The following is a 26802-nucleotide window of genomic DNA, read 5'->3' as shown; positions in this document are numbered from 1 at the left end:
TATGGCATGAAGCCTTAATACCTCATACCTGACCAACAGACATTAATCGCCTTCTTTAAAATCTTGAACTCACTGTACGCCACCCACTAAACGGAGCCTGCCATGTCGACACCAAGATTTCTCGATATCGAGTACTGCCAGACCGAAGATGCCCTGTTTCCAATTGCTATGGCCTGGTCACTGGAAGACGGCCAAATGAAAACGGTGGTTATTGCTCCGGTGGATGAATGGCTACCGGAAGACGGCGATCTGGGCGACATCGATCTGAACTACCTGGCCGAACAGGGCGTGCCTTTGATCGAGATTGTTCATGAACTGCATCAGGACCTGCCTGATCAAACCGTATACGTAGACGGGCTGGATCCGGACGAAATCCTGATTGATTTGATTTTTACCGCCATGGAGCAAGATGCACCTTTCGAGATCGCTCCCATCACAGACCTGATCACCAGCATGGATAGCAACGCCCTGGAAGATCGCCGGCGTCAGTTGCTGTTTGATGAAAGTCTTGAGCCCCAACTGCCGGAAAATGGCGTTTACGCTCTATTGTTGATGGCTCAGGAACATGGCCTGTTCGAGGAAGACTAAACTGTGACATGGGTCGACGTAACAATCGGTTACACAAGGCAAACTCAGACCGTAACCGCTCACGTCAGGAAACCCGATAATAATGAAAAAGGTTGTTCGATCGCACCTGATCCTCGCACTGCTGCCAGCTTGCCTGCTTCACTCTCAAGCTTCCCTGGCGCAGGAAAAGCCACGGGAGGATAAGCACTATGTGGGTTTGATAACCACAGCGTTTAACTACCGCACCATAGGTGAAGTCTCGAAAGAGCAGGCTACTGGTAGTGGCGCGGCACTGATTATGGGCACCCATATCACAGATCTGTTTCATGCAGAGCTACGTGCAGGCGGAGGATACAGGGATGCCAAAGTAGGCGATAGCGGCCTGACCCTTGCCGTTGACTACTTTGCCAGCTGGTATATGGGGTTGCACTACCCTGTTACAGACTATGCCAACGTCTACGCACAGGCCGGATTTTCCTTTATCCACGGCACCGCTGAAATCAACGATGAAAATGGGCCGGTACGATCCGAATTCCAGGATATGGAAGGCGACTTTCCAGACAGCAGCTTCGGTGTAAGCTGGGTATTCGGGATGGACTTCGAAGTGTTTGACGACACTTACCTCGTATTAGAGGGCGGTAAATTCTTCAAGGATACTGGTACTGACGCTAACACCTTTCAGTTTTCTACCGGCCTGAAATACGAGTTTTAAACACCTTCTCAAAATTCAGATGGAATGTTACAGACTTTTCCGGATGTGCCAGCACCGGTGAATTCGAGCATTCCTCTGGAAGTCCTTATCCAGAGTGCTTGCACTTACCTCTTCAACCTCAAACTCTGCGGCCAACTCATCATCAAGCTTGAAGCGCCGGAAGTTATTGGAAAAAATCAGCAAGCCGTCCGTACTTAACCTTGCCATGGCCTGGCGGATCAGCCTGCCGTGATCCTTCTGAACATCCAATACACCTGCCATACGGGCAGAGTTGGAAAAGGTTGGCGGGTCCATAAAGATCAGATCGTAAACCTGATCAGGTTTGGGCTTTGCAGCCAACCAAGCCAGACAATCCGTCTGCTCTACCTTATGCTTCCGTGGATCTGCCGCGTTCAACCTGAGGTTGTCCTGAGCCCAGCCAACATAGGTGTTAGACAAGTCGAGGCTCAGGGAGCGGCTGGCGCCTCCAGCAACCGCATGAACAGTCGCGGCACCGGTGTAACAGAACAGGTTCAGGAACCGCTTGCCCTGAGCATTTTGCTGAATCCAGTGGCGCACAGGCCGGTGATCCAGGAATAGCCCGGTATCGAGATAATCCTTAAGGTTCACCTTGAGGGTGACACCGTGCTCCTTCACATGAAAGAACTCGCCGCTGGCATCCTGCTTTTCATACTGGTTAACGCCAGCCTGACGCTGCCGCTGTTTGCACACCATCTGATCCCGCTCAATGCCCAAGGCTTCCGGAATAACCGCCAGTGCTTCGGCCAGGCGATCCCGTGCGGAGCGCTCATCAATGGTTTTGGGGGCAACGTATTCCTGCACATGCACCCTGCCCTCATACATATCGATCGCCAGCGCGTACTCTGGCATATCCGCATCGTACAGGCGGTAACAGCTTATATTTTGCTTGCGCGCCCACTGACCGATAGTCTTCATATTTTTCTTCAGACGATTTCGCAGCATGGCTGCTCGCTCTTCATTCGCAATGCGGGGCAGGACTTCACCCGGGAGTCCAGGCTCGCGAGGCGTGCGCACACTCGCCTCATCAATGGTGAACAGAAGCAGTTGTGCTGGTAGCTTGCCGTTAAACAACTTGTATTGTTTGAAACTGCGCAAGCCGATGGACTTGCCGAATTCCGGAGCCCCCGTAAACACACCCAGGCGCCATCCTGACGCGGCCTCTTTGACAGCATCGCCAAGTGATTCGTATAGGCCTGCCAAAGCCTGCCTGTCGCTCAGGCGTTCGCCGTAGGGAGGGTTTACCAGAACCAGCCCGGCTTCTGCCCTGTCATCACCCAATGATAGCTCTTCAATCGATTGCACCTGGAACTCAACCAAGCCTTCAAGCCCTGCTCGCTGAGCATTATTGCGCGCTGTGGAAATGACCCGGCTATCCTGATCAAATCCCAAAAACTTCGGTACTCTGCCCTGCTTGCCTTCGTATGCTCGCTTCTCAGCCTCTTGCCTTAAAGACAGCCAGGTTTCAGGTTGGTGGCCCAACCATTTTTCGAAACCGAATCGCTCCTGACGACGGCCTGGCGCTATGTCCAATGCCATCAGCGCCGCTTCAATTACGAGCGTGCCTGAACCACACATCGGATCAACAAAATCACCACCCGCCGCTGCAATTTCAGGCCAGCCCGCTCGCAATAGCAACGCAGCTGCAAGGTTTTCCTTCAAAGGCGCAAGACCTTGCTCTGTTCGGTAGCCGCGCTGATGCAGACTGTGTCCACTGATGTCGATACCCAGAGCCAGTCGACCACGATGCAACCGTGCAGATACGGTGACATCCGGTGTTTTGGCTTCAACCGCCGGACGCTTTCCGCCGCTCATCGTGAACCGGTCTACAATTCCGTCTTTTACCCGCTGAGCACCAAACTGGGTGTTACGGATTTCCTCGTTTTCACCAATGAAGTTGACTCGGAAACTGCCATCGACAGGAATGTGCTGCTGCCAGTCAATGTGAACAACGCCATCGTAAAGCTCATCGGCGCTGGTAGCCGCTACTTCGTCAATATGGAGAACCACCCGGTTCGCCAAACGCGACCACAGGCAGGCCCGGTATCCAGCCTCAAGCGAGCCCTCTACCCATGCGCCAGCCGGTGCGTTTTTCACCAGCCCGAGACCCAAGGTGCCGAGCTCGTCCGCCAGAAGGTACTCAACACCCTTTGGGCAACTTACAAAAAATACAGGTTTGGACAAGTTCAACTCCAGGCTCTTTAGGCAATTCTCGCTAAGTCACGGGAATTGCAGCGTTCATAGGTTTCAGGTCATCGCTTATTCAGTTTAGACCAAAAAAAGCGATCCGTTAGATCAAAATGATAGTGTACTTCTGCTCGAACTTCGGCTTACCTTGTAGGTGACGCGTCGTTCGGAAAGGGGTAACTCCCTTTCGTTAACAGGATCCTGACTGCTCTGGCTGGAGCTGGCAATAGTGGGTTATCCCGGAGTGGATTCCACATGTCACAGCCACTGCAGAAGTGTACACGCTTGTTCTGTTAATCCATTAGTGAGGAACGGCATGAAAAGACAGAAAAGAGATATGTACGCTCGTGCATTCAAGCGGGGTTACCTCGCTGGCGTATCCGGAAAGTCCAAAGACAGCTGTCCGCTCGACCAGGCAGAAGTTCGCCAGGAATGGCTGAACGGGTGGCGAGAAGGCCGCACAGATCAATGGGATGGCATGACCGGCGTCTCTGGTATCCATAAAATGGCAAACGTCACCACCGCGTGATATTTGCTAAACCCCGACTTCTTAATCTGATCTTTTGTCACACAATTTGACGCAGTATTCAGCACAACCAATACGGGGCCTCCCGCCCCGTCTCATGCGCTGATGAGCGCAACGGGGTTAACTCCCCGTGAGGGCCCGCATTGCGGGCCCTTCCTTTACCGGAGCTTCCGAATCGCCTCGACGGTTTCACCAATCAGTTCGGGCCCCCGGTATATAAAGCCAGTATATAGCTGAACCAGTTTGGCACCGGCACGGATTTTTTCAGCCGCACTCTCGCCATCGGTAATACCGCCCACACCGATAATCGGCAGTTCATCACCAAGCTCTGCATACAGCCCTTTGATTACCCTTAAGGACGCTTCTCTAACCGGTGCACCACTAAGCCCTCCGGCTTCTGCCCCATAAACGTGGCCGGCAACGGCATCGCGGCTTATGGTGGTGTTTGTGGCGATAACTCCATCCAAGCCAGCCTCTTTCAGAGCTGACGCAACAAACCTTATACCTTCGTCATCCATGTCCGGTGCAATTTTAACGGCAATCGGCACGTAACGACCGAGCTGGCTCTGGCACTTCAGCTGTTCATCCTTGATGGCGTGGAGTAGGCCTTTCAGTGAATCACCAAACTGAAGATCCCGTAAACCCGGCGTGTTCGGTGATGACACGTTTACAGTGATGTAGTCTGCCCGGCTATAAACAGCTGCAATGCCCTTACGGTAATCCGACTCGGACTCTTCGTTTGGCGTATCTTTGTTTTTACCAACATTAATGCCGAGAATGCCTCGGTAGCTGCGCTTGTCTACTCGCTCCAGCATGTGGGCCAAGCCTTCGTTATTGAACCCCATGCGGTTAATGATGGCCTGGTGCTCTGGCAAGCGGAACATGCGGGGTTTCGGGTTACCGGGCTGGGCCAGCGGTGTAACGGTTCCAACTTCAATAAACCCAAAGCCGAGGGCGCCCAGAGCGTCCAGATGATCTGCATTTTTATCCAGCCCTGCTGCAAGCCCCACCGGGTTGGGGAAATCAAGCCCCATCACGTTGACTGGCAGTGCCTCTGCTTTCGGTGAAAAAGCACCCAGCAGACGCAGGCGATGCGCCAGATCCAAGCTGTTTAATGCAACAGCATGTGCCTGTTCGGGTGATAACCGGAAAAGCAGATTGCGGATAACGCCGTACATCTGAAAACTCCTCAAGAAAACGTGCTCGCGAGTATACCGGAAGTTTTCCACAGCGGCCCGGTAACATAAAACAACAGTGCTAAACATCTGTATACTTAGGCCCTTGGGAGCTTTTCCACGGAATCTGTGGATAACCCTGTTGAAAATCACGGAGCATCCTTGCCTAACCCTTGCAATCTGCGCCCATCTACAGATTGATCATTTTTTGACCAGTTTATTTTTCGTTTATTTTCAACATGTTATTTAATTTTCACTTAAAATAGAAAAGATTCTGAACAAACTGTCATTCAAAGCCACTACTGCTATGATGTGTATAAATCAAGCAGGAATGCAGAAATTTTCGGAGCTTTTTTCAATGCAGCAACCCGTTTCACCAGCCCAACGCAATCGCGACAACCTGGCGGTGGAAATGAAAGCAGCCTCCCGGGTTACGATTATAGGAATGATCCTTGACGCCTTCCTTGGAGTCATCAAAGTCATCGGCGGCACGCTTTTTCACTCCCAAGCTCTTCTGGTTGACGGAATTCACTCCTTTACGGATGTAGCATCCGATGTTGTTGTGCTGGGCGTAATGAAAGTCTCCCGCCAGGAACCGGATGATTGTCATCCATACGGACATCAGCGCATCGAGACCTTTGGCACCCTGGTACTTGGTAGTATCCTGATCGCTGTGGGTGCAGCCCTTGCCTGGGAAAACACCCTCAGGCTGATTGAAGGCGATGTTGACCACATTCCCGAATGGCCAGTGCTGGTCGCCGCAGCCATTTCGGTTGTGGGAAAGGAGTGGATTTTCCGCTACACCAAGCACGTCGGCCTGGCCATCCGCTCAGATTTAATTATCGCCAATGCCTGGCACAGCCGCACCGATGCCCTCTCTTCCCTGGTGGTTCTGGTTTCAACGGCGGGCGCCATGCTTGGATTTGTATGGCTGGATATGCTCGCAGCCGTAGCGATTGCGGTGATCATTATCCACATTGGCTGGAAGTTTACCTGGGACAGCGTTCAGGAGCTTGTAGACACCGGGTTATCACCCGATGATACCGAAATGCTGAAAACCATAGCGCGGGGAACTGACGGCGTTTTAAACGTGCACGAACTTCGCAGCCGGCGTATGGGGCAGGATATTCTTCTGGATATCCACCTGGTCGTGCGCCCGGAAATCAGTGTGTCAGAAGGGCATCAGATAGGTATGCAAGTGGTCGCCGGAATGCGCAATGCTCTGGACAACATTCTCGACATCAACTTCCACATTGACGCCGAAAATGATGAGGACCACGAGTTTGCAACCACCAAACAGCTACCCTCGCGTGCAGAGGTTACAAGCATCATTGCGGAACACCTGGGTGAAATCCCCCAGCGTAGCCGGCTAAGACTTCATTACTTGAGAAACAAATTGCATCTGGAGATTTTTCTCGACGAGCAGGACGCGGAGGCGGTGTTCACACCCGAAAACGTCCGGCAGCATCTGGAAGCATACCCATGGTTTGGCAGTGTAAGAATCTGGGTAGCCGGCCTGTAAGCCGGCCACCCGGCATCCGTAACTCAGAAGGTGTTAACGGCGGCGATTCTCTTCCATTCGGGAAAGGAATTCCTGCATGATCAGCGTGTAAAGTTCGCCGCCGAGAAACAGATCTTCAACACCCGCATCAATACTCGGGTTATCGTTTACTTCAATGACGGCAACCCGGTTGCCAGACTGTTTGATATCCACGCCATAGAGCCCGTTACCGATCAGTCGCGTGGAGTTCAGTGCGGCCTGGATAACATTTCTCGGCACCTCATAAGTGGGCATGGTTTCGAACCCGCCGCTCTCACTTGCTGACTCGCCGTGTTGATAGATCTGCCAGTGGCCTTTCACCATCATGTATTTGCACGCGTAGATTGCCCGGCCACCCAGCACGCCGATACGCCAGTCGTAATCGGTATACAGGTACTCTTGCGCCAATACCAACGCTGACTGCCGGAACAGATCTTTCAGCCCTGCTCTGAGGGATGCCTCATCTTCAGCCTTGGTCACACCTCGAGAGAATGCACCATCCGGTATTTTAATAACCGCCGGAAAACCCAACTCCTGAATCACCTGTTCCACAGCATCTTTCTGGTCTTTTGAAAGAATCAGCGTTTTGGGCGTAGGTATCTTGTTGTTTTTCAGCAGGTCCGCCAAAAAGACCTTGTTCGTGCATTTAAGGATCGATGCAGGATCGTCAATCACCACCATGCCTTCAGCTTCGGCCTTACGAGCAAAGCGATAGGTGTGGTGGTCGATGGCTGTGGTTTCACGGATGAACAGGCCGTCGTACTCAGGCAAACGCATGTAATCCCGGCGCGTAATCTGCTCCACGTTAATTCCCAGCTTGCGCCCGGCTTTTTCAAAGCGTTTCAATGCCACCGCATCGCTGGGCGGCATTTCTTCATCCGGATTCACCAGAATCGCAAGGTCATAGCGGTACCGGCGGCGGGTTCTCGGCTTGCGCCAAACCATGCTGCTGAAGCGGTCCAATGCAGCAGCAAAAACATCCTGGTCAGCCTCGTTCAGATCTGCAGGCGCCGCGGGCTTCATGGATTCAATCTGCCAGTTTTTCCGGCGCCGGAACACGATTTCAAGAATCGGGCAAGGAAACCGCTCAAACAAGACCCGCGCCACCGGTTTAAGATCCGGATGCTCGGTTTGCCCGAAGTAGGTGCGAACCCGAACCTCGTGGGTGGCGTTGCGCTCATCGCTGGCCGGATCAATGGCCGAGCCAGCCGCTTCCAGCCAATTGACAACACTCGCGTCGAGCTCTTCCAATTCAAGAGAGAACAGCCCTTTCCGGCTCAAATCGTTCAGCGTCATCACAGACGGAACGACATGGTGTCCACGGGCTTCTGCCAGCAAGGAGCAGTAGTAACCACGGCTGAGGTATTTCGCACTTTGACACAAGTTGATAACACGCACGCGACTGGTCGCCGGCGCAGAGAATTGCAGGTACTGATCGAACGTCAGTACATCCTCACTGGGGTAATACGGAGCCCAGTCCTTGGTGCGGTCTACAACGATAAGCAAACGAGACATTAAAGGCGCTCCTCCCCGGAGATAATTGCCTGGATAACACGCCGCAACAATACGCCGCTGCGGGTGCTGGAACAATCCACTGATAATGAGTGCTTTTACTCATAATAAGCGTATTTTCCAATTCGTTACTCTCAATCATAATAGCTGCATAAGGGAAGCCTACCAGCATGCCCCATGCCTATATTCGCAAGGCCGCTTTAACCATGTCCGATTTGCAACTCCGGCAAGCCACAAGTGATGATCTGAATGCGCTTCTCCAGCTTGAGCATCGCTGCTTTACGGAAGACAGGCTATCCCGTCGAAGCTTTCGGCGTTTTCTGGACATGCCCCGGGACAGGCTGATTGTTGCGGAGACAGTGAATGAGGGCGTAAGCGAGCTCCAGGGCTATTGCCTGGTGCTGATGAGTGCAGCAACCCGAATGGCGCGCATCTACTCTATTGCGGTGCTGCCTGCGGCGCGCGGCCGTGGTGTTGGTGAAAAGCTGGTGAAGTTGGCAGAGCGCGAGGCAGCAGAGGCCGGCCGCATTCTCATGCGCCTGGAAGTTCGGGAAGATAACAGCGGCGCCATTGCCCTGTACAAGCGCCTGGGCTATCGGCAGTTTGGTACCTATCGGGACTATTACGAAGATCAGGGCACGGCCCTGCGCTTTGAACGCCGCATTCTGTTTTATGAGCCCACGCAGGAATTCCTGCCCGTACCCTACTACCCTCAAACCACCGACTTTTCCTGCGGCCCAGCAGCATTGATTATGGCTATGGCCGCGCTTGATGAGGAGCAGTCGCTCACCACTCTGGAAGAGCTCAGAATCTGGCGTGAAGCGACTACAATCTTCATGCTCGCCGGCCATGGTGGCTGCGGCCCACACGGTCTTGCGCTATCGGCATGGAAGCGTGGTTTTGAAGCCAGTGTCTGGATCAGCACAGAAGGCCCCCTATTCCGGGACACAGTTCGCAACGACGATAAAAAGCGGGTTCTGGAACTGGTCCATGAAGGGTTTTTGCATGATATCGGGCAAACAGACATCGAGCTACACCACGACCCGCTGACGCTGGACGCCATGGAGCAGGCTCTGCTCAACGGCCAGATACCAGTGATACTGATTAGCACCTGGCAACTAAACCGCAGCCGCGTGCCTCATTGGGTTACGGTATGCGCCATAGATGATCAGTTCGTCTATCTGCACGATCCGGAAATAGACGCCGACGATGGCGAAACCGTGGCAGACAAGCAATATTTACCGGTGGATAAGCGGGTATTCAGCCAAATTTCGCGATACGGCAGCGTTCAGCCACTCAGGGCCGCTGTTATTGTTGGCCCCAAGCGCTGATATGGTATCTGAACCGGTTTATCCGGTTCGCAGAGCGGCCTCTTTAAGGCCGGATATTTCATCCCGCAGGCGGGCGGCTGCCTCAAAGTCCAGCTCTGCTGCTGCCTTGTACATCTCATCCTCGAGGCGCGTTACTTCTTTGAGCAAATCCTGTGGCGAACGGCTGCCAACCCGTGTGCGATACTGCTCAGCCTCTTCTGCAGCCTTCTCCCCTGGCCGTTCGGCTTTTCGTCGGCCGCGGCCACCACCACCGGCACCTTCCATGATGTCCGCCACCTTCTTATTAAGCCCCTGAGGAGTGATACCGTGCGCCTCATTGTGCTCTTGCTGTTTGGCGCGCCGGCGATCTGTTTCATCAATGGCCCGCTGCATGGAACCGGTAATGCGGTCGCCGTACAGAATTGCTTTCCCGTTGAGGTTCCTGGCGGCGCGGCCAATCGTCTGAATCAGCGCGCGCTCGGAGCGCAGGAAGCCTTCCTTATCCGCATCCAGAATAGTCACGAGCGACACTTCCGGCATATCCAGACCTTCACGCAGCAAGTTGATGCCCACAAGCACATCAAATTCGCCCCGGCGCAAATCGCGAATAATCTCTACACGCTCAACCGTGTCTATGTCCGAGTGCAAGTAGCGCACGCGAACATCGTGCTCCATCAGGAAGTCCGTAAGATCCTCCGCCATTCGCTTGGTAAGCGTTGTTACCAGAACTCGCTCTTCCACCTTCACTCGGGCACGGATTTCCGAAAGCAGATCGTCCACCTGTGTCGACGCCGGGCGCACTTCAATCACCGGATCCAACAAACCAGTGGGCCTGACAACCTGCTCTACCACCTGCCCCGCATGTTCGGCTTCGTAATTGCCGGGTGTGGCTGACACAAAGATCATCTGGGGCGCAATGCGCTCCCATTCGTCAAACCGCATGGGTCGGTTATCTAACGCAGACGGCAAGCGGAAACCATACTCCACCAGAGTTTCTTTCCGGGAGCGGTCGCCTTTGTACATGGCACCAATTTGCGGAATGGTCACGTGGGATTCATCAACAACCAGCAGCGCATTCGGCGGCAGGTAATCAAACAGTGTTGGAGGGGCTTCGCCGGGTTCCCTGCCTGAAAGATAGCGGGAATAGTTCTCGATGCCGTTGCAATAGCCCAGCTCGTTCATCATCTCCATATCGTAGCGGGTTCGCTCTTCCAGCCGCTGGGCTTCCACAAGGCGGTTGTTGTCCCGGAGCTGCTGCAGGCGCTCGTCCAGCTCAACCTTGATTCGCTCCGCGGCGTCCAGAATCGTCTGCCGCGGCGTGACATAGTGCGACTTGGGATAGATCGTAACCCTGGGAACCCGTCGGAGCACTTCGCCGGTAAGCGGGTCGAAATAACTGAGGTTTTCCACCTCTTCATCAAACAACTCGATGCGCACCGCTTCCTTTTCCGATTCCGCCGGAAACACATCGATAACATCACCCCGCACCCGGTAATTGGCCCGGTGGAATTCGATGTCGTTGCGGGTGTACTGCAACTCAGCCAGCCTGCGCAGAATATGCCGCTGGTCTATCTTGTCGCCCCTATCCAGGTGCAACATCATTTTCAGGTAGGACTTTGGATCACCCAAGCCATAGATTGCAGACACCGTTGCCACAATAATCGCATCGGGGCGCTCAAGCAGTGCTTTGGTGGCAGACAGCCGCATCTGCTCTATGTGCTCGTTAATAGAAGCGTCTTTCTCTATAAATGTATCCGATGAGGGAACGTAGGCCTCAGGCTGGTAGTAATCGTAGTAGGACACGAAGTATTCCACGGCATTGTCGGGAAAAAATTCGCGAAATTCGCCATAGAGCTGCGCAGCCAGGGTTTTGTTGTGGGCCATTACAATGGTCGGACGCTGTACCGATTCGATCACCTTGGCTACGGTAAACGTCTTGCCCGAGCCGGTAACGCCCAATAACGTCTGGCTTGCCAATCCCGAATGAATGCCGTCAATCAGGCCTTCTATGGCCTTTGGCTGGTCACCTGCGGGCTCAAATGGCGAGTCAACAATGAAGACGCCCTCTTTACCTGAAATGCTGGAATCACTACTGGCCATAATCGGCACACAACCTCCGCTTACACAACCTACGAACCCTAGCCAGGTCTTATGGTTGCAAGACTTGGCCCGAGAGAGAAATTTATTGTTACGCCAGCTTCATGGTACCATCAACGCGATCGACGGCTGGGCGAAAATCAGCCGCCATAAGGCAAGGATTCAGACACCCCGCCGGTCACGGACCTATCAGATGCAGCTTTAAGGAGCGCAAGTTTGGACCTTCAACTTTCCAGCCGAGTACAGGCAATCAAGCCATCCCCCACCCTCGCAGTCACCAATAAAGCTGCCGAATTGCGCGCAGCTGGCCAGGATATTATCGGCCTTGGTGCAGGCGAACCGGATTTCGATACCCCGGAGCACATCAAGCAAGCAGCCATTGAGGCCATCAAAAGCGGCCAGACCAAGTACACAGCTGTTGATGGTACGCCAGCCGTAAAGAAAGCAATCATTGCGAAATTCAAACGGGATAACGGCCTGGAATACGAAGCCAACCAGATACTCGTCTCAAGTGGTGGCAAACAGAGCTTTTTCAACCTTGCATTGGCAACTCTGAATGCGGGCGACGAGGCCATTATCCCTGCGCCTTACTGGGTATCCTACCCGGATATGGTTCTGGTTGCTGAAGGCAAGCCGGTTATCATCGAAACCGGTGCCGAAACCCGCTTCAAGATCACTCCGGAACAACTGGAAAGCGCGATTACCGAGCGCACACGTTTGTTCGTGATCAACAGCCCTTCCAACCCCAGCGGTATGGCTTACACCATGGAAGAGCTGAAGGCGATTGCCAAGGTGCTGAAGAAGCACCCGAACATCATGATTGCCACAGATGATATGTACGAGCCGATCCTCTGGACAGGTCAGCCGTTCTGCAACATTCTCAACGCTTGCCCAGAGCTTTACGAGCGCACCTTTGTACTCAATGGTGTATCCAAAGCTTACTCAATGACGGGCTGGCGTATCGGTTACGCGGCTGGCCCCGCGAAAATCATTGGGGCCATGAAGAAGATTCAGTCTCAAAGCACCTCTAACCCCTGCTCCATCTCCCAGGCCGCTGCTACTGCCGCTCTGGATGGAGATCAGGCCTGCGTAGGTGAAATGGTCAAGGCTTTCAAAGAGCGCCACGACTGGCTGGTAGACGCCTTGAACAAGCTGCCAGGTGTTGAATGCCTGAAAGGCGACGGCACCTTCTACGTGTTCCCGAGCTTCCAGGCAGCAATTGATGCCACCCCGGATGTCAGCAACGATGTGGAGTTCGCAGAGAAGCTATTGAGCGAAGCGGGCGTTGCGCTGGTTCCAGGTTCTGCGTTCGGTTGCCCTGGCCATATGCGCCTGAGTTTTGCGACGAGCATGGATAATCTGGAAAAGGCCATTGAGCGTTTGCAGAAGGCTTTGAGCTAAAAACTTCGGTAAGGGGTTGACGAGGCCGTGGTGTAATCTTAATATACGCGCCTCGTCACATGATGACGTTCCCCGATAGCTCAGTTGGTAGAGCAACGGACTGTTAATCCGTTTGTCGCTGGTTCGAGCCCAGCTCGGGGAGCCACTATTTAAAAACCCGCTAATTCTTTGAGTTAGCGGGTTTTTTCGTTTTACACCCTAAAGACCCATCACTTCAGCATAAATAGCCTCCAACGCTGCCAGAGGATCCATAGCCTGTGTAATCGGACGACCTATAACAAGGTAGTCGGAACCGGCTTTGAGGGCATCACTGGGGGTCATGATGCGCTGCTGGTCGCCTTTATCGGCAGTTAAGGGCCGAATGCCCGGGGTGATCAACTTGAAGTCTATGCCCTGCTCTGTTTTGAGCTTAGGGGCCTCCTGCGCGGAGCAGACTACTCCATCCAGGCCGCAGTTTCGGGTCAGCGTCGCCAACCGGGACACCTGTACTTCGGGGGAGTCAGTTATACCGATTCCGGCGAGGTCTTCCGCACCCATGCTGGTGAGTACCGTAACCGCGATCAACAGTGGTTTATCTTTACCAAAGGTCTCCAGCCGCTCGCGGCAAGCCAGCATCATCTTCTCGCCGCCAGATGCATGCACATTCACCATCCACACACCCAGATCTGCCGCGGCAGCCACAGCCGATGAAGCAGTGTTGGGAATATCGTGGAATTTCAGATCCAGAAACACATCAAAACCGCGCTTCTGCAAGCTTTCAACCAGTTGAGGCCCGGATCGGGTAAAAAGCTCTTTGCCAACCTTCAGGCGGCATTTTTTCGGGTCCAGCTTATCTGCCAGTTCCAGTGCCGGGTTTGCAGAGGGGAAGTCCAGAGCAACGATGATATTGGGGTCGTTCGAAGTTTGCACGTTGGTATGTCCTGCGGGGTTTTGATAAAGAATGTTGGTAAATATTAATAACTGAAAACAAGGACAAAACTATTCAGCCTCAACGCCTTGTATTGGGCGAACCGTTTCCCATTGTTTACAGCTAGGGCACAACCAGTGCAGCTGCTGACCGGAGAAGCCGCAACTTACACAGCGGTAAACCGGCCTGTTGGCAAGAATCATAAGACCGATGCGGCTAACGAGGCGCCCTTCGTCAGTGGTTATACCCTTTTCATAGCCTGCCATTTCAACAAGCCGTAACAGGCCTCTCATACTGGGGCGGGTTTCCAGCTCAAGACGCAACAACTCTATAGCCGCGGGGCGGCCTGAAACTCGCTCAACCGACTCTACCAGAGCCAATAGTAAGCTGGTACTCGGGTAGGTCTCGTATAACTTACGTAGTTTTTTGGCCAGCCTGCCAATATCTCCGTGCTCGTGCTCAAGCTTCATGAGGCGGTCAATGGCTTCCGGCCCAAAATTCGGGTTCTGGTCAAATACTTTCAGTCCCTGGTTACCCGCGTCCCGATAGCTGCCCTGTCTGACCAGTATTTTCATCAGAATCAATGTGGCGCGAACACAAGAGTGGTCGTAATCCAGCGCCTCTTTGGCAAGCTTCTGAGCGTTCCAACGGTCATCCTGCACAAGGGCCTTTTCCGCCAACTCACAAGTAAGATAAGCCAGATCCTTAAACATGGCAGGGTCTGCATCATTTTTGGTCAGGGTTCGGGCGACATCTGCAGCCTTGCCCCATTCCTTCTCTTGTTGATAAAGCTCGATGAGTTGCTGCGCCGCTTTTCGACCGTACTCGCGATCCCCCATCAACTGCTGCAGTAGCGCTTCAGCGCGGTCCAACAAGCCTGCATTGAGGAAGTCCATTGCGAGCTCTAGCGTTACCTGAGGGGAAAACCGAGGAGGCAGCTCAGGCCTTGCAAGCAAATTCTGGTGCACGAGAATGGCCCGGTCCGTTTCGCCTTTGTTGCGAAAGTGTCTGCCAATGGAGAGATGGAGACTTACGGTATCTTTATTAACAGCCAGCGATTGCACAAAATTATCGACGGCCTGGTCCGAATAATTCGTAAAAAGAAACTGCAGTCGATCTTTAACCGAGTCTTCGTCGGCAATCTTTGTTCGAGTTCGGCTACGACCATTACCCAGCCGGCCGACAAACCAGCCCACGGCAACTGCAACGGTCAACAGTAGCCACTGAAAGACTATGTCCATTAAATAGCCTGATCGTTCTGAGCCTTGGATTTCTCCAATGCCTGCTCGGCGCGACCTAGTCGTTTCTGGAGAGTTCGACGGGAAACCGACGTGCGGAAGGTGGCGAGGATGGTTATTAAAATTCCAACCAATGCGCCAATAACAAAAGACATGATAATCCAGACGGCGACGCCATGGGGCTTGGTCTCAAACACCAAAAAGTTGAGAGCCACCGCCATCTGATTATTCAGGGAGAACACAAGGGCCAGCAATACCAGGACCAGTACCAACAGAATCAAAAGGATCTTCTGTAATCCTGCCATAGCTTTAGCTCTCCTAAACGCTGTTAAGTGCCCGAATTATAGGTGTTTCGATTCAGGGATGAAAAGCCTAAAAGCCCTGCTTCAAACTGTCATTCACCTGTTCACGCAGTTCCTTGCCGGGCTTGAAGTGAGGAACATACTTTGCCGGTAGCTGCACAGCCTCTCCGGTTTTCGGGTTCCGGCCTGTGCGGGCGGCTCGATGGTGAAGGGAGAAACTGCCAAATCCCCGGATCTCGATTCTTTGTCCATTAGCAAGCGACTGGGACATATGCTCAATAATTGTTTTCACCGCCAACTCAACGTCTTTAACTGAGAGCTGCGTTTGTTTCGAGGCAATTAATTCGACCAGTTCTGACTTCGTCATGAGGCACTTCCCTCTTTTCTTATTTATTCGGCCGATGATCGCCGAATTCCCACCCCTTCAGTTTAGCTAAATCAGAAAAAAACACAAAAAAAACGGGCTCTTAGAGCCCGTTTTTTTATTACCAACCGGATATTAGTCCTTGTTGGCGTTCTGCTGCTGCATCTGTTCCTTGATGAGATCACCAATGGTGGTCGCACCGGAGGAAGTTTCTGCAGTTTTGCTGCGAACTGTATCAATCGCCTGCTTGTCGTCTTCAACGTCCTTGGACTTGACCGACAGGTTGATGATGCGGTTCTTGCGATCGATGCTGATGATCTTAGCTTCGACTTCTTCGCCTTCTTTCAGAGCGTTACGCGCATCTTCAACGCGATCACGGCTGATTTCAGAGGCTTTCAGAATCGCTTCAACTTCGTCGTTCAGAGCGATAGTAGCTTGCTTGGCGTCAATGGCGGAAACAGTGCCTTTAACGATAGAGCCTTTATCGTTCAACTGAACAAACTCAGCGAATGGATCGCTTTCGAGCTGCTTGATACCCAAGGAGATACGCTCGCGCTCGGGATCTACAGAAAGGATAACGGTGTCAACATCGTCGCCCTTCTTGTATTCACGAACGGCTTCTTCGCCTGTTTCGTTCCAGCTGATGTCTGACAGGTGAACCAGACCATCGATGCCACCGTCCAGACCAATGAAGATACCAAAGTCAGTGATTGACTTGATCTTACCGGAGATGCGGTCGCCCTTGTTGAAGTTGCCGGAGAAATCTTCCCATGGGTTGGATACGCACTGCTTGATACCCAGGGAGATACGACGACGCTCTTCATCGATGTCCAGAATCATCACGCCCACTTCGTCGCCAACATTAACGACTTTGGATGGGTGGATGTTCTTGTTGGTCCAATCCATTTCAGATACGTGAACCAGACCTTCAACACCTTCTTCCAGCTCAGCAAAGCAGCCGTAATCAGTCAGGTTGGTTACACGTGCAGTAACCTTGGTACCTTCAGGGTAACGGCCTTTGATATCAACCCAGGGATCTTCGCCCAGCTGCTTCAGACCCAGAGATACACGGTTACGCTCACGATCGAACTTCAGTACTTTAACGTTGATCTCGTCACCAACGTTTACGATTTCGCTCGGGTGCTTGATGCGCTTCCAAGCCATATCGGTAATGTGCAACAGACCATCAACACCGCCCAGATCTACGAACGCGCCGTAGTCGGTCAGGTTCTTGACGATACCCTGAATTGACAGACCTTCTGTCAGGGTTTCGAGCAGAGCTTCACGCTCGGCACTGTTTTCAGCTTCCAGAACGGCGCGGCGAGAAACAACCACGTTGTTACGCTTCTGGTCCAGCTTGATAACTTTGAATTCGAGTTCTTTGTTCTCCAGGTGCGCGGTATCGCGAACCGGACGAACGTCTACCAGGGAGCCTGGCAGGAACGCACGAATACCAGCCAGATCAACGGTGAAACCACCCTTAACCTTGCCGTTAATAATACCTTTGACCACTTCTTCCGCTTCGAAGGACTTCTCGAGTACCTTCCAGGATTCAGCACGCTTGGCCTTTTCACGGGAAAGACGGGTTTCACCGAAACCATCTTCCACTGCATCCAGTGCTACGTCGACTACGTCGCCAATAGCTACTTCCAACTCGCCTTTTTCATTCAGGAACTGGGAGGCGGGGATAACACCTTCGGACTTCAGCCCGGCGTTAACTGTGACCCAGTCGCTATCAACATCAACTACGGTTCCCTGGACGATGGAACCTGGTTTCATGTCAATTTCTTTTAGGCTTTCTTCAAAAAGATCCGCAAAGCTCTCGCTCATTATGAGTCCTATAGGTTCAATGCAAGTATGCTCCGTGTCACCAGCAACACGGTCTGTTAATAAATTCCGGAATCAGCCAGCGGCTGGCAGATTACGCTGTTCCCGGACTTTCAACGACAAAAAGGTGTAGTCAGGTCTGACCTACTGCGGCCACACACCTGTCTAGCACCTCCTGTATACTCAAACCTGTAGAATCAATGACTTGCGCATCGTCTGCTGGTTTGAGAGGGGCTGCGGAACGGTTCATATCCCGTTCATCACGAACCCGTATCTCCTCTAAAAGGGCGTCAATACTAACATCGACACCCGCTGCCTTCAACTGGCTGAAACGCCGCTGGGCTCGCTCTTCTGCACTGGCTGTCAGGAAAATTTTGACGGGTGCATCCGGGAACACCACGGTACCCATATCACGGCCATCAGCTACCAACCCAGGTTTTTGCTGGAAGTCACGCTGACGCTGCAAAAGCGCATCACGAACCGGCTGCATAACGGCAATCTTTGAAGCGTTGTTGCCACAAGTTTCTGTACGTATATCTGCAGTGACATCTACTCCGGCTAATATCACTTTTACCGGCTCACCTTCGGGCGTGGGTTCGAAAGCCACATCCAGAGACGCTGCCACACTTACCAACGCGGCCTCATCCTCCAGCGATACGTTTTGACGCTCTGCCGCAAGAGCCGTCAGCCGATAGAGCGCGCCGCTGTCGAGTAAGTGCCAGCCCAGCTTTTTGGCCAACATTTGAGTAATTGTGCCCTTGCCTGATCCGCCTGGGCCATCAACGGCAATAACCGGTGCGCTACCTTCCAGCATTAATGGGCTCCCTTTTCAGCGCCCGGCTCGGAAACCTCAGCGACAATATTGATACCTGTCTCCTTCGCAAGCTCTACAAAGCCCGGGAAGGATGTTGCCACAACCGCGCAGCCGTTAATTTCAATCTCTTCGGTGGCGCGCAACGAGGCCACTGCAAAAGACATAGCAATGCGATGGTCGTCATGGCTGTAAACAGAGCCGCCTTTAATGGTCTGCCCGCCCTCGATAATAATGCCATCTTCCGTAACCGTGGTTTCGACACCCAGTGTTGCAAGGCCGTCTGCCATCACCTGAATACGGTCACTTTCTTTTACCCGCAGCTCCTCAGCGCCGGTTAAAACGGTACGCCCCGTAGCGCAAGCGGCAGCAATAAATAGCACCGGGAACTCATCGATAGCCAGCGGCACTTGGTCTTCCGGGATAATAATACCTTTGAGCTCAGCGGAGCGAACGCGAAGATCGGCAACTGGCTCGCCGCCAATTTCACGTTCGGCCATAACCTCAATGTTTCCGCCCATTTGCTGCAGGATGTTAATCACACCTACCCGTGTCGGGTTCATACCCACATGGCGCAGCGTCAGGTCAGACCCCGGAGCAATACTGGCGGCAACCATAAAAAAAGCGGCCGATGATATATCTGCGGGAATATCAATAGCATTAGCCATTAGCTTACCACCACCTGTAAGGCTGGCAGTTGGGCCATCACGCTCTACTTTATAGCCAAACCCAGTCAGCATGCGCTCAGTATGGTCGCGAGTTGGCGCTGGTTCAGTAACAGAGGTGGTGCCGTCGGCGTACAAGCCGGCAAGCAACAGGCAAGACTTCACCTGGGCACTGGCAACCGGCATATCGTAGTGGATACCGGTGAGCTTCTTGTTCTGGCTACCCCGGATTTTCAAAGGCGGACGACCACCCTCTGCTGTGTCGATCACTGCACCCATAGACCTAAGTGGGTCAGCAACTCGATTCATAGGCCTAACGGATAGGCTGGCGTCGCCGGTGAGCTCAGACTCAAAAGGCTGCGCGGCCAGCAGCCCGGTAAACAAGCGCATACCAGTGCCAGAGTTGCCGAGATATATTGGCCCACGCGGCGCCTGCAAACCATGCATTCCAACACCGTGAATGCGCACAAAGCCGTTATCCGGCCCTTCAATGGCAACACCCATATCACGGAAAGCCTGCAGTGTTGCGAGACTGTCTTCTCCTTCGAGGAAACCTTTTACCTCGGTTACCCCCTCTGCCAGCGCCCCAAGCATAATCGAGCGATGAGAAATGGATTTATCGCCGGGCACCCGAATGTCACCATTAACTGAGCCGCCGGGCTGAAGACGAAACGTCACTTGATTTTCACTGTTATTTGTCACGTAAGCCTGTCCTGAAAGCATTTTTGAAAAGTGTTCGCGTGCTGCTTTGGCGCGGCCGAACACACGCAAAAGTGTGGCGCCGTCCTGATCTGCGATTGCTGTGCGCAGCTGGTCCAGATCCTGGGTAAAGTGGTCAATCACCCGGAGAACGGCATCGCGGTTTGAAAGAAAAATGTCGTGCCACATAACCGGGTCACTCGCGGCTATCCGGGTAAAATCACGGAAACCCCCTGCAGCATACCGAAAAATATCCATGTTCTGGTCTTCGCCGGCCAGTGTATCCACCAGGGAGAACGCAATCAGGTGGGGCAAGTGGCTGGTCGCCGCCAACACTTCATCATGATATGCCACCGACATGGTGAGCACTGTGGCACCGCAGGCTTCCCACAAGGCCTGGAGCTTTGCCAGATGAGGGGCGCTAACCTTATCAGGAGGGGTCAGTATCACCTTGTGGTTGCTGAACAGATCGGGGTTGGCCGCACGAATGCCACTTCGCTCCGATCCCGCAATCGGGTGTCCGGGAATAACGCGAGGCGAAAACTCACCAAACACCGCCTCTACGTCCTTTACGAAACCGGATTTCGTACTACCCACATCCGTAAGAATGGCGTCTTCTGCAAGATGCGGGCGTACGTCTTCTAATACCTTACGGGTCGCCTGCACTGGCACAGCCAGCACGACGAGGTCAGCCCCCTGCACTGCTTCTGCAGTGGTTTCCGCAACTGTATCAATCACACCCAGAGACTGGCCAAACAGGAGATCTTCTTTACTCTGATCTGCGCCAACCACTTCCCGTGCAAGGTTGTTGTTGCGGATGGCGCTCGCCAACGAACCACCTATCAGGCCCAACCCAATAATGGCCACACGCTGAAATAGCGGTTCGCGCAATCGCACCTCAGGCTCCCTGCCCTGATGCCGCCAGCGCTTTTGCGAGGGCGTTGATAAATTGTTCGTTTTGTTCAGGTAAACCCACGGACACCCGAAGATGATTGGGCATGCCGTAGCCTGTTACAGGGCGCACAATAACTCCCTGGCTCAACAGGGCCTGGTACACACCCATAGCTTGCGGCCCCACTTCAACGGCCACAAAGTTACCCGATGACGGAATATACCGAAGCCCCATCTGATCGAAGGCTTCTTGCAACTGTTTCAGACCAGCAGTGTTGGCAGCACGGGAGCGCTGCAGATAGTCCTTGTCGTCCAGCACCGCGGTGGCGGCTGCTAGAGCAGTGGAGTTCACATTGAAAGGCTGGCGCACGCGGTTCAGGATATCGGCAATCGCCGGTGAGCTGATACTGTAACCAACACGCAGGGCAGCAAGACCCCAAGCTTTGGAAAAGGTACGGCACACAATCAAATTGGGGAAACGACTTAGCAGCGCAACACCGTCCGGGTCTTTCACTCCAGTCATGTATTCGTAGTAGGCCTCATCGAGGACTACCAGCACATCGCCCGGAATTTTGCCCAAAAATGCTTCAATTGCGTCCGAATCGTGCACGGTGCCCGTTGGGTTGTTCGGGTTAGCCACAAATACCAGCCGGGTGCGTTCTGTGACTGCGGCAGCCATGGCATCCAGGTCGTGACCCCAGTCTTTAGCCGGTACAGCAACCGCTTTAGCGCCAATGGCTTGGGTAACAATCGGGTAAACGGCAAATGCATACTGGGAAAATACAATTTCGGAATCCGCGCCTGCAAAACAACGGGCAATCACTTCAAGCACGTCATTTGAGCCGTTTCCAAGCGTGATCTGATCCGAGCCAACACCAAGATAGGTAGACAGTTTCTGCTTCAGATCAAATCCATTGCCGTCGGGATACAGGCAAAGTTCCTTCAGCGCGCCTTCAGCCGCTGCAATCGCTTTATCGCTGGGGCCCAAAGGGTTTTCATTGCTGGCAAGCTTGATAATGTCAGCTGGGTGCAGCCCAAGCTCACGGGCCAGCTCACTGATCGGCTTGCCCGGCTGGTAAGGAGACAAAGCCTGAACGCCTTTTACAGCAAGGCTCTGATAATCGATGGCCATATACCTTCCTTAAAACTATCTGCTAAAGAACACCGATGGGATAGGAACCCAGGCGCTTGAGCTCGACCGCCTCTTCATCCACCTCAGCAAGCACTTTGCGAGCCTGCTCATCGTTCATATGCCCTTCAAAATCGATATAGAACACATAAGCCCATGTGCCGCTAGGCGACGGCCGGGTTTCAATACGTGTAAGGCTGATACCGTGACTGTGAAACGGCTCAAGCAGCTGATACAAAGCGCCCGGCTTATTTCTCATGGAGACAAGAATGGATGATTTGTCGTGTCCGCTGGCTGGCACTTCTTCACGGCCAATAATCAGGAACCGGGTGGTGTTGTCTGGTCGATCTTCGATGCTGTTCGCCAGCTTTTCCAAGCCATAGAGCTCTGCGGCCATATCGCCAGCAATCGCTGCGGTACCGGGCTCTTTAGCTGCACGGCGTGCCGCCTCGGCGTTACTGGAAACGGTTACTCGCTCAATACCATAGCGGTGGGTATCCAACCACTGGCGGCATTGGGCAAATGATTGCTGGTGGGAATAAATGCGGGTTATTTCCTGATCCCGAAACTCCGGCGACACCAAAAGATGGTGGTGAATTCTAAGCTGCACTTCACCGCAAATTTTGAGCGGAGATGACATGAACATATCAAGGGTGTGGTTGATCATGCCTTCCGTGGAGTTCTCGACCGGCACAACACCATAATGAGCTGCGCCGGATTCGACCTCGCGGAACACCGCATCAATTGCCGGCAGAGGTACACTTACGACCGAATGCCCGAAATGCTTGAGCGCAGCGGCCTGGGTGAAAGTGCCAACAGGGCCCAAAAAGGCAATGTGCATGGGCTTTTCCAGCGCCAGGCAAGCCGACATGATTTCACGAAACAGCCGAGCCATTTCTTCATCAGGCAAAGGACCCGGGTTGGCCTCTTTGATACGGCGTAGTACCTGAGCTTCCCGCTCCGGACGATAGAAAAACACGTCCTGCCCGGGGTTTGCAGCCGTCTTTACGTGGGCGACTTCCTGAGCGCATTTTGCGCGGGCACTGATCAGCTCCATGATCTGTTGATCGAGGCTGTCTATCTCTACCCGTAGTTCTGCTAAGCGAGTCTGCTCATCACTCATGATCAGCCCCGCTCCTTTGCAAATTCAGTCATGTATTGGATCAAGGCATCCACGCCAGCTTCAGGCATAGCGTTATAGATGCTGGCACGCATACCTCCCACTGAGCGGTGTCCTGCCAGGTTCAACAATCCCCGCGCATCGGCCCCTTTAAGGAAAGCACCGTTGAGGGCATCGTCCTGAAGGGTAAAGGGAATGTTCATCCAGGAACGGAAGCGTGGATCAATAGGGTTGGCGTAAAACGTATTGGCATCAATAAAGCCGTACAGCTTTTCTGCTTTTCTGCGGTTTGTCTCGCCCATGGCAGTTACACCACCCTGAGCTTTCAACCACTTGAAAACCAGTCCGGCAAGGTACCAGGAGTATGTTGCGGGCGTGTTGTACATAGAGCCGTTATCCGCAATTACCTGATAGTTCATCATGGTCGGAGTGTCCTTGCGGGCTTTGCCCAGAAGGTCTTTCCGGATGATGACCACAACCAAACCGGAAGGACCAATATTCTTCTGGGCGCCTGCGTAAATCATCCCGAATTTTGAGACATCCACAGGGCGCGAAAGCATGGTAGAAGACATATCTGCCACCAGTGGCACGTCGCCACTTTCGGGAACAAAATCGAATTCCAGACCACCGATGGTTTCATTAGGCGTGTAATGCAGGTAAGCAGCATCGGCACTGGTCTGCCATGACGTTTGATCTGGAATGCTGACGAAGCCGCCCTCTTCCGAGCTCGCAACTACGTTCACATTGGCGTAGCGCCTGGCTTCATCAATGGCCTTTTTCGACCAGATTCCGGTGTTTACATAATCCGCAGACGTTTTGTCGCCAAGCAGGTTCAGAGGAATTGTGGAGAACTGGCTTGAAGCTCCACCTTGCATGAAAAGTACGGCGTAATCATCTGATACACCGGCCAATTCACGCAAGTCTCGCTCAGCAGTTTCGGCGATCTCAACGAACGCATCACTACGGTGGCTCATCTCCATTACGGACATGCCTGTGCCACGCCAGTCCAGCATTTCATCCCGTGCCTGTGCCAGCACACTTTCCGGCAAGGTTGCCGGACCTGCACAAAAGTTATACGCCCTGCTCATGTTCCTGTGGTCTCTCACGTCTTGCGGATTCGGTGTTCGGCAGTGCCGGCTTATTCCTCGCCAGCATCCTGTTCCGGACTGTTAGTATCGCTTTCGTTTGTTGAAGCGTCTTCGCCTTCGATATCTGTACCTTCAACGTCTACATCTGCATCTTCGATGTCTTCATCGTCGGTTTCCGCTATCCGCTCCACACCAACCAGGCGCTCGTCTTCCTGGCTCAATCTGATCAAACGCACACCTTGAGTGTTCCGGCTAAGAACCGATACTTCATCCGTGCGGGTACGAACCAGCGTGCCCTTATCGGAGATCAGCATCATCTCGTCACCCTCGAACAGCTGCAGAGCTGTGACCAGGTTGCCGTTACGATCGGAGCATTGCATGGCGATAACGCCCTGACTACCACGACCGTAGGTCGGGAACTCTTCAAGCGCGGTGCGCTTACCGTAACCATTCTCACTGGCGGTCAGAATGACGCCGCCTTCCTGCGGAATGATCAGGGATACCACCTGGTGGCCTTCCGGCATTCTGATACCGCGCACACCGCGGGCTGTTCTGCTCAACGGTCGAACGGCTTCTTCATTAAAGCGAACCGCTTTGCCTGCTGTAGAGAACAGCATGATTTCCGCATCACCTTCAGTAATCGCAGCACCAATCAATGTATCGCCTTCGTCCAGAGACAAAGCAATCAAACCACTGCTACGCGGGCGTGAGAAGTTCGGCAGAGCCGTTTTCTTGACGACACCGGCAGACGTTGCCATCAGAACGAACTGGTTTTCAGGGTAATCACGCACCGGCAGGAATGTGGTGATACGCTCACCTTCATCCAGCGGCAGGATATTTACCATCGGCCGACCACGGGACGCACGGCTGGCACGGGGAATCTCAAACACACGCAACCAGTAGACCTTGCCCCGGTTAGAGAAGCACAGAATGGTGTCGTGGGAGTTGGCAACCAGCAGCTTCTCAACGAAGTCTTCGTCTTTCATGGAGGTCGCGGCCTTACCACGGCCACCACGGCGCTGGGCCTGATAGTCTTCTACCGCCTGGGTCTTCGCATAACCGCTGTGGGAAATGGTGACAACCAGCTCTTCTTCATCAATCAGGTCGGCAATCGTAAGATCGCGCTGGGAGCTGGTAATTTCCGTACGACGCTCATCACCAAACTCTTCAACTACGGCTTCCAGCTCTTCACGGATAACCTGCATCAAACGATCAGGGTCAGCCAGAATCTCAAGTAAGCCAGCAATTTTTTCCAGGATTTCCTTGTACTCGTTCTGGAGCTTTTCAGTTTCCAGACCGGTCAGACGGTGCAGACGCATATCCAGGATAGCCTGGGTCTGTTCCGGAGACATAAAGTACAGGCCATCGCGCAGGCCATAAATTTCTGGCAGATCGTCCGGGCGGCAGGCATCTTCGCCAGCACGCTCAAGCATTGCCATCACATTACCGGGCGCCCAGCCTTGAGCCATCAGCTTTTCTTTGGCTTCCAAAGAACTTGGGGAAGCTTTGATCAGCTCGATCATCTCATCGATGTTGGCCAGTGCAACGGTCAGGCCTTCAAGAATATGGCCACGCTCGCGGGCTTTACGCAGCTCAAAGATGGTACGACGGGTCACCACTTCACGGCGGTGACGCACGAACGCATCCAGCATCTCTTTAAGATTAAGTATTCTTGGTTCGCCGTTGATCAGCGCAACCATGTTGATACCGAATACAGTTTGTAGCTGGGTGTGCTTGAACAGGTTGTTGACCACAACCTCCGGGTTTTCACCGCGGCGCAGCTCTATAAAGATCCGAATACCTTCCTTGTTGGACTCATCCCGAAGCTCGGTGATGCCTTCCAGACGCTTTTCCTTCACCAGCTCAGCGATCTTTTCGATCAGGCGAGCCTTGTTCAGCTGATACGGCAGCTCGGTGATGATAATGGCGTCGCGATTGGTTTTCTTATCGGTTTCGATTTCGTGGCGGGCGCGAATATAAATGCGGCCACGACCGGTACGATAGGCTTCAACAATGCCGGCACGACCGTTAATGATGCCTTCTGTCGGGAAATCCGGACCTGGTATGAACTCCATCAGTTCATCGCAGGTGAGATCCGGATTATCAATCAACGCCAAACAGCCACTAACCACTTCGGTCAGGTTGTGGGGCGGTATGTTGGTCGCCATACCTACGGCAATACCGGACGAGCCGTTTACCAACAGGTTAGGAACCCGGGTAGGCATAACCTCAGGGATACGCTCTGTGCCATCGTAGTTATCGACAAAATCTACGGTTTCTTTCTCGAGATCCGCCAGCAACGAGTGTGCAATTTTCTTCATGCGGATTTCGGTGTAACGCATGGCTGCCGCGTTGTCACCGTCGATAGAACCAAAGTTGCCCTGACCATCTACCAGCGGGTATCGCAGAGAGAAAGGCTGGGCCATACGAACGATAGTGTCGTAAACAGCAGAGTCACCGTGCGGGTGGTATTTACCAATAACATCACCCACCACACGGGCAGACTTCTTGTAGGCCTTGTTCCAGTCGTTGTTCAGTTCGGACATAGCGAACAGAACACGACGGTGAACCGGCTTGAGGCCATCCCGCACGTCAGGAAGCGCTCGCCCGACGATTACACTCATGGCGTAATCGAGGTAAGACTGCTTCAGTTCGTCTTCAATATTGACCGGCAGGATCTCTTTGGCTAATTCACCCATCGAGAAAGGTTCCTTTG

General features: G+C 53.3%; 21 protein-coding genes and 1 tRNA gene. 7 read left to right on the top strand and 15 right to left on the bottom strand.

What is annotated here, in order from left to right:
* Positions 1 to 102: 102 nt before the first annotated feature.
* Positions 103 to 588, top strand: coding sequence for a hypothetical protein (locus RG807_RS07130; protein WP_309044283.1), 486 nt, complete (start codon positions 103 to 105; stop codon positions 586 to 588).
* An 82-nt stretch (positions 589 to 670) separates the two neighbouring features.
* Positions 671 to 1279: an outer membrane beta-barrel protein gene (locus RG807_RS07125; protein ID WP_309044282.1), complete on the top strand. Its 609-nt coding sequence runs from the start codon at positions 671 to 673 to the stop codon at positions 1277 to 1279.
* A 27-nt stretch (positions 1280 to 1306) separates the two neighbouring features.
* On the opposite strand, the gene rlmKL is transcribed toward RG807_RS07125, so the two are convergent.
* Positions 1307 to 3481 carry a bifunctional 23S rRNA (guanine(2069)-N(7))-methyltransferase RlmK/23S rRNA (guanine(2445)-N(2))-methyltransferase RlmL gene (rlmKL, locus tag RG807_RS07120; protein WP_309044281.1) on the bottom strand — a complete coding sequence of 725 codons (2175 nt, stop codon included), beginning with the start codon at positions 3479 to 3481 and terminating at the stop codon, positions 1307 to 1309.
* A 319-nt stretch (positions 3482 to 3800) separates the two neighbouring features.
* Here rlmKL and rmf point away from each other — a divergent pair, with 319 nt between their 5' ends.
* Positions 3801 to 4013, top strand: coding sequence for a ribosome modulation factor (gene rmf, locus RG807_RS07115; RefSeq protein WP_200204386.1), 213 nt, complete (start codon positions 3801 to 3803; stop codon positions 4011 to 4013).
* 155 nt (positions 4014 to 4168) lie between these two features.
* Here rmf and RG807_RS07110 read toward each other — a convergent pair whose 3' ends face one another.
* A complete protein-coding gene (locus tag RG807_RS07110) occupies positions 4169 to 5188 on the bottom strand; it encodes a quinone-dependent dihydroorotate dehydrogenase (protein ID WP_309044280.1) in 1020 nt (339 codons plus the stop codon).
* 355 nt (positions 5189 to 5543) lie between these two features.
* Here RG807_RS07110 and RG807_RS07105 point away from each other — a divergent pair, with 355 nt between their 5' ends.
* On the top strand, positions 5544 to 6707 hold the full coding sequence (locus tag RG807_RS07105; RefSeq protein WP_309044279.1) for a cation diffusion facilitator family transporter: 1164 nt from the start codon (positions 5544 to 5546) through the stop codon (positions 6705 to 6707).
* A 33-nt stretch (positions 6708 to 6740) separates the two neighbouring features.
* On the opposite strand, the gene RG807_RS07100 is transcribed toward RG807_RS07105, so the two are convergent.
* Positions 6741 to 8240, bottom strand: a complete 1500-nt coding sequence (locus tag RG807_RS07100) for a RimK family ATP-grasp domain-containing protein (protein WP_309044278.1) — start codon at positions 8238 to 8240, stop codon at positions 6741 to 6743.
* 203 nt (positions 8241 to 8443) lie between these two features.
* Here RG807_RS07100 and RG807_RS07095 point away from each other — a divergent pair, with 203 nt between their 5' ends.
* Positions 8444 to 9568 (top strand): GNAT family N-acetyltransferase/peptidase C39 family protein, encoded by a 1125-nt coding sequence (locus RG807_RS07095; RefSeq protein ID WP_309044570.1) that lies wholly within the window; start codon positions 8444 to 8446, stop codon positions 9566 to 9568.
* Between the two features lie 18 nt (positions 9569 to 9586).
* On the opposite strand, the gene uvrB is transcribed toward RG807_RS07095, so the two are convergent.
* Positions 9587 to 11647 carry an excinuclease ABC subunit UvrB gene (uvrB, locus tag RG807_RS07090; RefSeq protein WP_309044277.1) on the bottom strand — a complete coding sequence of 687 codons (2061 nt, stop codon included), beginning with the start codon at positions 11645 to 11647 and terminating at the stop codon, positions 9587 to 9589.
* 213 nt (positions 11648 to 11860) lie between these two features.
* Between uvrB and RG807_RS07085 the strand changes: the two genes are divergently transcribed.
* Complete coding sequence (locus RG807_RS07085) at positions 11861 to 13045, top strand: pyridoxal phosphate-dependent aminotransferase (protein WP_309044276.1); 1185 nt, start codon at positions 11861 to 11863, stop codon at positions 13043 to 13045.
* A 69-nt stretch (positions 13046 to 13114) separates the two neighbouring features.
* Positions 13115 to 13190: transfer RNA gene (locus RG807_RS07080), tRNA-Asn, on the top strand.
* A 53-nt stretch (positions 13191 to 13243) separates the two neighbouring features.
* Here RG807_RS07080 and pyrF read toward each other — a convergent pair.
* The 11 genes from pyrF to gyrA form a co-directional block, all read right to left on the bottom strand.
* A complete protein-coding gene (gene pyrF / locus RG807_RS07075) occupies positions 13244 to 13954 on the bottom strand; it encodes an orotidine-5'-phosphate decarboxylase (protein WP_309044275.1) in 711 nt (236 codons plus the stop codon).
* Between the two features lie 69 nt (positions 13955 to 14023).
* A complete protein-coding gene (lapB, locus tag RG807_RS07070) occupies positions 14024 to 15193 on the bottom strand; it encodes a lipopolysaccharide assembly protein LapB (RefSeq protein WP_309044274.1) in 1170 nt (389 codons plus the stop codon).
* Positions 15193 to 15495: a LapA family protein gene (locus tag RG807_RS07065; RefSeq protein ID WP_309044273.1), complete on the bottom strand. Its 303-nt coding sequence runs from the start codon at positions 15493 to 15495 to the stop codon at positions 15193 to 15195. Before RG807_RS07065 ends, lapB begins: the two co-directional genes overlap by 1 nt.
* A gap of 67 nt (positions 15496 to 15562) precedes the next feature.
* Complete coding sequence (locus RG807_RS07060) at positions 15563 to 15859, bottom strand: integration host factor subunit beta (RefSeq protein ID WP_100640373.1); 297 nt, start codon at positions 15857 to 15859, stop codon at positions 15563 to 15565.
* A gap of 132 nt (positions 15860 to 15991) precedes the next feature.
* The gene (gene rpsA, locus RG807_RS07055) at positions 15992 to 17686 is read right to left on the bottom strand and encodes a 30S ribosomal protein S1 (protein WP_200204364.1); all 1695 of its coding nucleotides are present in this window, start codon (positions 17684 to 17686) and stop codon (positions 15992 to 15994) included.
* A 130-nt stretch (positions 17687 to 17816) separates the two neighbouring features.
* Positions 17817 to 18494, bottom strand: a complete 678-nt coding sequence (gene cmk / locus RG807_RS07050; RefSeq protein WP_298449463.1) for a (d)CMP kinase — start codon at positions 18492 to 18494, stop codon at positions 17817 to 17819.
* Between the two features lie 2 nt (positions 18495 to 18496).
* Positions 18497 to 20755: a bifunctional prephenate dehydrogenase/3-phosphoshikimate 1-carboxyvinyltransferase gene (locus RG807_RS07045; RefSeq protein WP_309044272.1), complete on the bottom strand. Its 2259-nt coding sequence runs from the start codon at positions 20753 to 20755 to the stop codon at positions 18497 to 18499.
* A 1-nt stretch (position 20756) separates the two neighbouring features.
* Entirely contained in the window at positions 20757 to 21881 is a 1125-nt protein-coding gene (gene hisC / locus RG807_RS07040; RefSeq protein ID WP_309044271.1) for a histidinol-phosphate transaminase, read from the bottom strand.
* A 22-nt stretch (positions 21882 to 21903) separates the two neighbouring features.
* Positions 21904 to 23001: a prephenate dehydratase gene (gene pheA / locus RG807_RS07035; RefSeq protein WP_309044270.1), complete on the bottom strand. Its 1098-nt coding sequence runs from the start codon at positions 22999 to 23001 to the stop codon at positions 21904 to 21906.
* Between the two features lie 2 nt (positions 23002 to 23003).
* Complete coding sequence (gene serC / locus RG807_RS07030) at positions 23004 to 24086, bottom strand: 3-phosphoserine/phosphohydroxythreonine transaminase (RefSeq protein ID WP_309044269.1); 1083 nt, start codon at positions 24084 to 24086, stop codon at positions 23004 to 23006.
* 50 nt (positions 24087 to 24136) lie between these two features.
* Positions 24137 to 26785 (bottom strand): DNA gyrase subunit A, encoded by a 2649-nt coding sequence (gyrA, locus tag RG807_RS07025; RefSeq protein ID WP_298446829.1) that lies wholly within the window; start codon positions 26783 to 26785, stop codon positions 24137 to 24139.
* Between the last annotated feature and the right edge of the window lie 17 nt (positions 26786 to 26802).

This window comes from Marinobacter sediminicola, from assembly GCF_031157525.1.
GTDB lineage: Bacteria > Pseudomonadota > Gammaproteobacteria > Pseudomonadales > Oleiphilaceae > Marinobacter > Marinobacter sediminicola.
This window is presented reverse-complemented; position numbering and strand designations above follow the sequence as displayed.

Excerpts from the sequence above, each read along its gene's own strand:
- RG807_RS07105 (WP_309044279.1), top strand. The coding sequence starts at position 5,544 with ATGCAGCAACCCGTTTCACCAGCCCAACGCAATCGCGACAACCTGGCG.
- rpsA (WP_200204364.1), bottom strand. The coding sequence starts at position 17,686 with ATGAGCGAGAGCTTTGCGGATCTTTTTGAAGAAAGCCTAAAAGAAATT.
- RG807_RS07125 (WP_309044282.1), top strand. The coding sequence starts at position 671 with ATGAAAAAGGTTGTTCGATCGCACCTGATCCTCGCACTGCTGCCAGCT.
- RG807_RS07095 (WP_309044570.1), top strand. The coding sequence starts at position 8,444 with ATGTCCGATTTGCAACTCCGGCAAGCCACAAGTGATGATCTGAATGCG.
- lapB (WP_309044274.1), bottom strand. The coding sequence starts at position 15,193 with ATGGACATAGTCTTTCAGTGGCTACTGTTGACCGTTGCAGTTGCCGTG.
- RG807_RS07060 (WP_100640373.1), bottom strand. The coding sequence starts at position 15,859 with ATGACGAAGTCAGAACTGGTCGAATTAATTGCCTCGAAACAAACGCAG.
- RG807_RS07100 (WP_309044278.1), bottom strand. The coding sequence starts at position 8,240 with ATGTCTCGTTTGCTTATCGTTGTAGACCGCACCAAGGACTGGGCTCCG.
- rmf (WP_200204386.1), top strand. The coding sequence starts at position 3,801 with ATGAAAAGACAGAAAAGAGATATGTACGCTCGTGCATTCAAGCGGGGT.
- gyrA (WP_298446829.1), bottom strand. The coding sequence starts at position 26,785 with ATGGGTGAATTAGCCAAAGAGATCCTGCCGGTCAATATTGAAGACGAA.
- RG807_RS07110 (WP_309044280.1), bottom strand. The coding sequence starts at position 5,188 with ATGTACGGCGTTATCCGCAATCTGCTTTTCCGGTTATCACCCGAACAG.
- hisC (WP_309044271.1), bottom strand. The coding sequence starts at position 21,881 with ATGGCCATCGATTATCAGAGCCTTGCTGTAAAAGGCGTTCAGGCTTTG.
- RG807_RS07130 (WP_309044283.1), top strand. The coding sequence starts at position 103 with ATGTCGACACCAAGATTTCTCGATATCGAGTACTGCCAGACCGAAGAT.
- RG807_RS07065 (WP_309044273.1), bottom strand. The coding sequence starts at position 15,495 with ATGGCAGGATTACAGAAGATCCTTTTGATTCTGTTGGTACTGGTCCTG.
- serC (WP_309044269.1), bottom strand. The coding sequence starts at position 24,086 with ATGAGCAGGGCGTATAACTTTTGTGCAGGTCCGGCAACCTTGCCGGAA.
- uvrB (WP_309044277.1), bottom strand. The coding sequence starts at position 11,647 with ATGGCCAGTAGTGATTCCAGCATTTCAGGTAAAGAGGGCGTCTTCATT.
- pheA (WP_309044270.1), bottom strand. The coding sequence starts at position 23,001 with ATGAGTGATGAGCAGACTCGCTTAGCAGAACTACGGGTAGAGATAGAC.